General features: G+C 55.8%; 10 protein-coding genes. All 10 read right to left on the reverse strand.

Annotated elements, in window-relative coordinates:
- Positions 1 to 7 precede the first annotated feature (7 nt).
- Positions 8 to 919 (reverse strand): tRNA pseudouridine(55) synthase TruB, encoded by a 912-nt coding sequence (truB, locus tag GXX57_07020; GenBank protein ID HHV44402.1) that lies wholly within the window; start codon positions 917 to 919, stop codon positions 8 to 10.
- Positions 880 to 1848 carry a bifunctional oligoribonuclease/PAP phosphatase NrnA gene (locus GXX57_07025; GenBank protein ID HHV44403.1) on the reverse strand — a complete coding sequence of 323 codons (969 nt, stop codon included), beginning with the start codon at positions 1846 to 1848 and terminating at the stop codon, positions 880 to 882. The genes truB and GXX57_07025 overlap by 40 nt, the downstream gene beginning before the upstream one ends.
- Complete coding sequence (gene rbfA, locus GXX57_07030; GenBank protein HHV44404.1) at positions 1841 to 2209, reverse strand: 30S ribosome-binding factor RbfA; 369 nt, start codon at positions 2207 to 2209, stop codon at positions 1841 to 1843. The genes GXX57_07025 and rbfA overlap by 8 nt, the downstream gene beginning before the upstream one ends.
- Before the next feature lie 43 nt (positions 2210 to 2252).
- A complete protein-coding gene (locus tag GXX57_07035; protein ID HHV44405.1) occupies positions 2253 to 2540 on the reverse strand; it encodes a DUF503 domain-containing protein in 288 nt (95 codons plus the stop codon).
- 6 nt (positions 2541 to 2546) lie between these two features.
- A complete protein-coding gene (infB, locus tag GXX57_07040; GenBank protein ID HHV44406.1) occupies positions 2547 to 4577 on the reverse strand; it encodes a translation initiation factor IF-2 in 2031 nt (676 codons plus the stop codon).
- Positions 4578 to 4633: 56 nt separating this feature from the next.
- Positions 4634 to 4948, reverse strand: coding sequence for a 50S ribosomal protein L7ae (locus GXX57_07045; protein HHV44407.1), 315 nt, complete (start codon positions 4946 to 4948; stop codon positions 4634 to 4636).
- Position 4949: 1 nt separating this feature from the next.
- Positions 4950 to 5249 (reverse strand): YlxR family protein, encoded by a 300-nt coding sequence (locus GXX57_07050; GenBank protein ID HHV44408.1) that lies wholly within the window; start codon positions 5247 to 5249, stop codon positions 4950 to 4952.
- A gap of 16 nt (positions 5250 to 5265) precedes the next feature.
- Positions 5266 to 6789: a transcription termination/antitermination protein NusA gene (nusA, locus tag GXX57_07055; protein ID HHV44409.1), complete on the reverse strand. Its 1524-nt coding sequence runs from the start codon at positions 6787 to 6789 to the stop codon at positions 5266 to 5268.
- A gap of 54 nt (positions 6790 to 6843) precedes the next feature.
- Positions 6844 to 7302, reverse strand: a complete 459-nt coding sequence (locus GXX57_07060) for a ribosome maturation factor RimP (protein ID HHV44410.1) — start codon at positions 7300 to 7302, stop codon at positions 6844 to 6846.
- A gap of 152 nt (positions 7303 to 7454) precedes the next feature.
- Positions 7455 to 7772 (reverse strand): hypothetical protein, encoded by a 318-nt coding sequence (locus GXX57_07065; GenBank protein ID HHV44411.1) that lies wholly within the window; start codon positions 7770 to 7772, stop codon positions 7455 to 7457.
- Positions 7773 to 8059: the final 287 nt, after the last annotated feature.

Genomic DNA, 8059 nt, shown 5'->3' on the forward strand with positions numbered 1-8059 from the left:
TACAACATCAATCCTTAGCAAATACTTTTCTGGGTTGTAGCTGGTTTTCCCGGATAATCCCGATCCCCACCAACTGGCCCTCTTCGTCATATACCCCGTACTCCCCCGGTGTAAACGCCCCCCTTTGGGGGATGGCGTTCCCATGGGCAAATCGCACCCTTTGGTCCGGGCTGAGCACAATCTTCGGCAGGTGAGCCACCGCCACTTCCGGCCCCACCAGGGCCTTGTACACCTTTTCGGGATCGGTCAATTCTTCCAGACAAAGGCTCTGATTCAAAGAAAAGGGACCAACCTGGGTCCGCACCAAAAAGGACATGTATGCTCCACAGCCCAGAGCTTGACCAAGATCATGACACAGGGAGCGGATATAGGTACCACTGGAGCAAACCACATCGAGAAAACAGGAGGAAACAGATTCCTCCTCGGGCAACAACTGCTTCACCAGCCGAAGTTCCCGGATTTCCACCTTACGTAATCTCGCTTCTACCGCCACACCTTCCCGGGCCAGCTCGTATAGCCGCCTTCCTTGCACCTTCAGGGCCGAATGGGCCGGGGGTCTTTGTTCGATCTCTCCTCGAAACTGATCTAGGGCCCTTTCCAAATGGGCGACAGCCACTTTGCAACCGGGCTGGGCAGCCACTATTTTCCCTTGGGCGTCGTAGGTATCGGTGACCACCCCAAAGGTGACCTCTGCCCGATAGGCCTTGTAGCACTGATGCAAGTACTCCACCAACCGGGTGGCCGGCCCAATAGCGATGGGCAAAACCCCCGCCGCCCCTGGATCCAGAGTACCCCCATGGCCCACCCGCTTAACCTTGGCAATCTTCCGCACATAGGCCACCACATCCGCCGAAGTCATCCCCGGTGGTTTCAATATGTTCAAATAGCCTGACAAACCCGCTGAATCACCTTGGTACATACTTCCTCTAGACTTCCCTTCACCGTACAACCGGAGGCCTTCACGTGTCCGCCCCCGCCAAATTCTGCGGCAATCTTGCTTACATCCACCGTCCCGGTGGAACGAAAGCTCACGGTCACGGTGCCCTCCCCTAAGTCTTTAAAGAGCAGGGCCACTTCCACCCCTTCCACCATCCGCGGATAATCCACAAGACCCTCCAGGTCGTCTTCCCCGGCTCCGGTCTGTCTTAGGTCCTCCTGGGAGACGACCATGGAAACCACCTTCCCCTCGGCATCTATCCGCATTCGCCCAAGGGCCAAACTCAAAAGTCGGAAATATGCCAGGGGACGCCGCATGAAGAGGTTAGTGGCCACTTCCTCGGGTCTTGCCCCCGCGGCCACCAGCCGCGACGCAATTTCCAAGACCCGAGCGCTGGTGTTGGAAAAACGAAAGCCGCCGGTATCGCCCACGATGGCCATGTAGAGGCTGTTAGCCATCCGCGGGTTCAAGGGCACCCCCAGAGTCTCGATCAAATAGTAGACCAGCTCTGCACAGGCCGAAGCCTCCGGGACAATGAGGTAATAGGGCCCTTGTCCACGGTTGCTGGCATGGTGGTCAATATTCACCACCACCTTGGCCCGCCGGGTAAAGTCCGCAAACTCTCCGGTCCGGTCCGGTTCACCGTCCAGCACGATCACAGGACAGGCTCCAGGATCCGTCGGGAGGTCCTCGACACCGTAGATAGGGTCATCCCCCAGGGCAAACTGATACCGATGCTGGGGGGACAGAAACACCCGCACCCTTTTACCCAAGGTCCGCAGGGCCTCCGCTAAGGCCAAACTGGAGCCTATGCTATCGGCATCGGGCCGCTCATGGCTGAAAACCAGGAAGTCATCGGCTTGGTTTATGAAAGCAGCAATCCTTTGCAGTTGTCCCTGTAACCTATTCATCGGACTTATTTCCTTCTTGGTCGCCTTCGATCTCCCGCAGCAAAGAAAAGATACGGGCCCCCCGTTCAATGGACTCGTCGAAGCAAAAAGACACCTCTGGGGTGTGCCGTAGCCGGATCCTTTTGCCCAGCTCACTGCGCACAAAGCCGGTGGCCGACTTAAGCCCCTCCATGGTGGCTTTTCGCTCCTCTTCATCGCCATAGACACTAACAAAGATCTTCACCTGGCGTAAATCACCGGTCACCTCCACATCGGTAACGGTGACAAATCCCACCCGGGGATCCTTGAGGTTGCGCATGATAATATCACTGGCTTCCTGTCGAATCGCTTCCCTAACCTTTTCGACCCGTTGCATTGTCATCAGAGCCAGCTCCCTTCCTCTTTCAGCTGAATCTTCGGCACCATCAGAACACGTCGATGGTCACGGCAGCCACTTCCACGGGGAAGTTTCCCTCAATGAAACGTACCACCGTATCCAAGGACTCCCGAACAAAGGACGGGGAGCTGCTAACAGTCACAATCCCCAGGACCGCCTGCCGCCACACGTCCTGCAGCTCCACTTCCGCCACAGCCACGTTGAACTTAGCACGTAGTCTTTGGGTCATGGAGCTGAGCACCCGCCGTTTGTCCTTCAAGGAGTCATTCTGCTGCATGATGATCCGGACCTTTGCCACCGCCACAAACATCGTCATCGCCTGCTAGTTCAGCGTTCTTTTTACTTCCTCTAGGGCATAGGTCTCGATAATATCCCCAGGCTTGACATCCTGGAAATTCTCCAGACCAATACCACACTCATAGCCAGTGCCCACTTCTCGTACGTCGTCCTTAAACCGCCGCAGAGAGGACACCTGGCCGTCGAAAATCACTACATTGTCCCGAATTACCCGGGCTTTGGCATTGCGGGTGATCTTGCCGCTTTTCACGTAACAACCGGCCACCACACCCACCTTGGGCACCTTGAAGGTCTCCCGCACCTCCGCCTGGCCCAGCTCCACTTCTTTGTAGGTGGGCTCCAACAGGCCTTCCATAGCCGCGGTGATCTCGTCCAAAGCCTCGTAGATCACCCGGTGCAGACGAATATCGATACCCTTCTGCTCTGCGGCACGGCGGGCTGCGGCATCGGGCCGGACGTTAAACCCAATGATAATCCCATCAGAAGCATCAGCCAGATTTACGTCACTTTCGGTAATACCACCGGTACCGCTGTGGATCACCGAAACCCGTACTTCATCGGTGGCCAGCTTCTGTAGAGAACTCACCAGGGCCTCTACGGAACCTTGGACGTCGGCCTTCACGATGAGGCGCAGCTCCTTCACCGAACCTTCCTTCACCCGGTGGTACAGATCCGACAAAGTCAAACGGGTGGAACGCCAATCCTCGGTCTGTCGTTCCTGCTGCCGCTTTTCTGCCAGGTCCTTGGCCTCCTTGGCCGAGCCCACTACTTCAAAGGTGTCACCGGCTTCGGGCACATCGAACAAACCTAACACCTGTACCGGTGTGGATGGACCGGCACTGTTCAAGCGCTGGCCCCGATGGTCCAACAAAGCCCGCACTTTACCCGCCACGGCCCCAGATACGATATAATCCCCCGGCTTCAGGGTGCCTTGACGAATCAGTACCGTAGCCACCGGACCCCGGCCCTTGTCTAGTTCCGCTTCGATGACCGTACCTAAAGCTGGACGATAGGGATCAGCCCGGAAGTCTTCCATCTCCGCCACCAACAGGATCATTTCCAAAAGATTGTCCAGACCCTCCCGTTTCAGGGCGGAAACATTAACCGTCACCGTGTCTCCACCCCAATCATCGGGCACCAGACCGTATTCTGTCAACTGTTGTTTCACCCGATCGGGATTGGCGGTGGGTTTGTCGCTTTTGTTGATGGCAACGATGATGGGCACCTTCGCGGCCTTGGCGTGGTTGATGGCCTCTACCGTCTGGGGCATAATCCCGTCATCGGCTGCCACCACAAGGATGGCAATATCGGTGACCTGGGCACCCCGGGCCCGCATCTCCGTAAAAGCTTCGTGCCCCGGTGTGTCAAGGAAGGTAATCTTCTTCCCTTGCACCTCCACCTGATAGGCACCAATGTGCTGGGTAATGCCCCCCGCCTCGGTTTCCGTCACCTTGGTCTGACGAATGGCATCTAGAAGGGTGGTCTTGCCGTGATCCACATGACCCAGAATAGTCACCACCGGAGGCCTGGGCTCTAGCTTCTCCGCGTCCACCGCCATCTTGTCAAAACCAATCTTGGTTTCCGCCTCTTCCGGCAGGACAAGGAACCCAGCTTTGGTGGCCACTTCCTCCGCGGCGGTAAAGTCCACCACTTGGTTAATACCCGCCATTACCCCAAGTTCCATCAGTTTCTTGATCAGCTCCGCCGGGCGCATCTTCAGTTTCTCCGCCAACTCCCGGACGGTGATGGTTTTCGGCAGGACAACGACCTTTTCATCCTCACTGGATTGCGCGTCCTGGGACTGCGCAGAGGCCGCGTTGGTCCTTTGGCGTTTTTGCCTACGCTTTCCGGACCGACGCCTAGGAGCCTTGGTTTCCTCCAACTGCTCCTCCACGTCCTCCCCTTGGAAATGTTCCCGAATCAATTCTGCAACGTCGTCGTCCACAGTACTCATATGGTTGCGCACATCCGCACCCAAATCATCTAGGAATTCCACCATTTCCTTACTGGAGATCCCTAGTTCCTTCGCCAACTCATAAATCCGCGTTTTTTGCATGTATATCACCCCTGTGAAAACTTATAATCACAACATTCCGCTTTCGCCCTCCATCTCTAGCATTCTGCCTCCTCCCCAGCGGCACGGAGCAAAGACGTCGCAAAATGCCGATCTAAGATGCACAGCACCACCCGTTTTCCTTTCCCGATGGCCCGGCCCAAACCCTCACTGGTCCCGTACACCACCACGGGTACAGACCGGTGTTGGGCCAGTTGGAAAAAGTACTCCTTGGTATTCGGCGCCCCGTCCTCGGCAATCACCACTAACCGAGCCCGGTCACCCTTGATGGCCAGCTCGCAGGTGTTGTATCCTGCGCAAACCTTACCAGCGGCCCGGCAAAAACCCAAAAGACTGTAAAACCGTTGGGACACCCTAACTCTCCCGCTTCCCCAGACCGATGATATCCGCCCGGAGGATGGTCTTACGCAGAGCCGCCAGCTCCTCCGGGTCGGGCTGCCGTCCCAAAGCCCGCTCGATACCCTTCTTGCTGATCACCAGCTCCAAACACTCTTCCGAGGGGCAGATGTAGGCGCCGCGGCCGGAACGTTTCCCCGTCAAATCCATCAGAACTTCTCCTTCGGGCGTGCGGACGATCCGGACCAATTCCCGCTTATCCTTCACGGTCTTGCACCCAATGCAAGTCCGTTGGGGAACCCGCTTCTTTGCACCCATGGAACTCCCTCCTTACTTAACGAAAGTCGTTGGGATCCAAATCGGCTAGACTGCGAATAACCTTCTCGCCCGCCTGTTCCTGTTCCTTTTCCTGTTCCTTGGCCTTGGTCTTCTTCTGGGTCTTTTGCATCTTCTTGGCCGCCTGCATCCGCTGCATAAACTTCCGCATGGCCAAGGACATCCCTTCCTGGTCCTCATCGTCCCAGGCCTCTTCATCAAAGTCCCCTTCGGTCTCTTCGCCCTCTTCGTCCTCTGGAATCGCTTCCTCGGCTGCGGGTACCGCAGTTTCCTCGGTTTCCACTTCCTCTTCCTCAGGAAGTCCAGGGGCCACTGCCACCTCTTCCTGTTCCACTACTTCTGCCGGCTCCTCTGTGGGCTCCTCTTCAGGCAGCTCCACGACGGGCACCAGTTCTTCTTCCAAAACCTCTCCCGCCGGTTCCACCATTGATGCCTCTTGCTCCGGCTCTTCGGAAGTGAAGCTACCGAAGATCTGCCTTGCGGCAAGCTCCTGCATTTCACTTTCGCTCTTGATATCGATCTTCCAACCGGTAAGCTTCGCCGCCAGCCGCGCGTTTTGTCCTTCTTTACCAATGGCCAGGGACAACTGATTATCCGGCACCACCGCCCGGGCCTGTTTTTCCTTAAGGTTAATGATCACCTTGGAAACCTTGGCGGGACTCAACGCCCGGGCCACAAAGGAGCCGGGATCCGGATGATAGGGAATGATATCGATCTTCTCCCCCCGCAGTTCCCGTACGATGGTTTGGACCCGCATCCCCCGGTTGCCCACACAGGCCCCCACTGGATCCACCCGGGGATCCCGGGAAGATACGGCGATCTTCGACCGGTACCCCGCCTCCCGGGCAATGGCGTTAATCTCCACCACTCCCTCGTGGATTTCGGGCACCTCCATCTCAAACAGTCGTTTAAGTAGATTGGGGTGGGTACGGGAGACAATAACCTGGGGACCCTTAGTGGTCTTGCGGACCTCGGAGATGTACACCTTCAAGCGCACCCCTTGGTTATACGGTTCATGGCGGATCTGATCCGATGGCAATAGGATGCCTTCGGTCTTACCCAGGTCCACGATAACGTTAGGGCCCTCATGCCGATAGACCACACAGGTGACGATATCCCCTTCCCGACTGGAAAACTCCTCGTAGATGGCACTGCGCTCCGCCTCCCGGATCCGTTGCACCACCACTTGCTTGGCGTTTTGCGCAGCGATCCGCCCAAAATCCTTGGGGGTCACCTCGATGTCGATCACATCATCAGGCTCATAGCGGGGATCGATCAGTTTGGCCTCTTCCAACGAGATCTCCGTCTCCTCCGACGTGACCTCCTCCACCACCCTTTTGCGAGCGTACACCCGGATATTACCGGTGGTCTCATCAATGGTGACAAAGGCATTTTCACTTGTTCCATAATGGCGTTTATAAGCAGACAGGATTGCCGCCTCAATGGCCTCAAAAAGGACTGCCCGGGAGATACCCCGTTCCTTTTCCAGTTCTTTTAGCGCTCCAAGCAAATCAACGTTCATGACAATAACTCCTTCCGAAAAATTCGCGCTCTAGTTCCAACCTTCGGGGCCTGTTTAAAACTCGTACACCAAGTTAGCCTTCGCTACCTGTTCCAAAGGTACCATGTATAGTATTCCATCAATTTCGATGTGTAACGTCTCCCCATCCACCTGCACCAGCTCGCCTTTGAAATTGCGCCGACCTTCGATGGGACCGTAGGTCCGCACCCGCACCTGGTTGCCCACCGCCCGTTGGAAATGATGCAGTTTCGTTAGGGGACGATCTAAGCCCGGTGAGGACACTTCAAATTGGTATGCGGTGGGGATAGGGTCAATCTCATCGAGACGTTCTCCCAGGATCTCGCTGATTCTTTGACAATCATCAATGGTGATACCGCCTGGTTTGTCCACAAACAGTCGCAATGCCACACCGTTCCTGCCCGAGCTAAACTCCACATCCACCAGCTCGAAAAGGGGATCGATGTGCTCACTAAAAAGCCGCTCCACCAGAGCGACAATGTCCTTGGACTTCATTTGCACGCACTCCTTCAAATAAATACGAAAGAGTGGGTATCGACCCACTCTTTGCAAGGCTCAGCTTCAGTACATATATCCCAACCACAACTTGGTCGCAACGTACCAAATTCCATATGTATTATACCACTGGTATGTTTCCCTTGCAAGTCCTACCGACAGTTTGCTAGGAAATGTAGAATCTCCTTCAAGACAAACGCGCAGTTATTCACCCCAGCGATCTCCCCGATCCTGTTAGTAATGGACAAAAGTCCCTCTCGGATCTCGCAGATCGAACAATCCTCGGTAAGAAAACTAGGGTGATCAATACAGGAAGCCAGCTTCTTCAGGAAGGTCAGCTGAGGTTCCGTCAAGTCGTTCAGCACTTGCCGGACAAGTTCCCGGTTTTCCGTCTTCTCGTAGCCAGTCTCGTGGGTGGGAAGGACATCCTCCAGGGTAAAGTTCTCCTCACCGCCCAAAGGTTGATTCAAACTCTGCTCTCTACTCACACCAAACCCTCCAAGCGCATCCATGTAGCTGACGCATTCCAGGCATGTCTGGCACCGGACCCAGACACACCCCGCACCGACCCTGCCAAGTATTCTCTTAGTTTTCATTATACACCCTTGCCCAGGGGAGGGCAACTTCTGGAGCCTTTTCCCACCCCAGGACGATGCGGCGCTTCTCTGACAATCCTTGCCAGGTGGACTTGGGCAGGATATAATCAGCATAGAAGGTTTCCGAGCCAGACGATAGGTTCGCGGGAAAGCGGGGCATA

The organism is Bacillota bacterium (assembly GCA_012839765.1).
Lineage (GTDB): Bacteria > Bacillota > Limnochordia > DUMW01 > DUMW01 > DUMW01.

Bases quoted from the DNA above. Each gene is read 5' to 3' on its own strand.
- GXX57_07025 (HHV44403.1), bottom strand. From the start codon at position 1,848: ATGAATAGGTTACAGGGACAACTGCAAAGGATTGCTGCTTTCATAAAC.
- rbfA (HHV44404.1), bottom strand. From the start codon at position 2,209: ATGACAATGCAACGGGTCGAAAAGGTTAGGGAAGCGATTCGACAGGAA.
- truB (HHV44402.1), bottom strand. From the start codon at position 919: ATGTACCAAGGTGATTCAGCGGGTTTGTCAGGCTATTTGAACATATTG.
- GXX57_07060 (HHV44410.1), bottom strand. From the start codon at position 7,302: ATGAAGTCCAAGGACATTGTCGCTCTGGTGGAGCGGCTTTTTAGTGAG.
- nusA (HHV44409.1), bottom strand. From the start codon at position 6,789: ATGAACGTTGATTTGCTTGGAGCGCTAAAAGAACTGGAAAAGGAACGG.
- GXX57_07035 (HHV44405.1), bottom strand. From the start codon at position 2,540: ATGACGATGTTTGTGGCGGTGGCAAAGGTCCGGATCATCATGCAGCAG.
- infB (HHV44406.1), bottom strand. From the start codon at position 4,577: ATGCAAAAAACGCGGATTTATGAGTTGGCGAAGGAACTAGGGATCTCC.
- GXX57_07050 (HHV44408.1), bottom strand. From the start codon at position 5,249: ATGGGTGCAAAGAAGCGGGTTCCCCAACGGACTTGCATTGGGTGCAAG.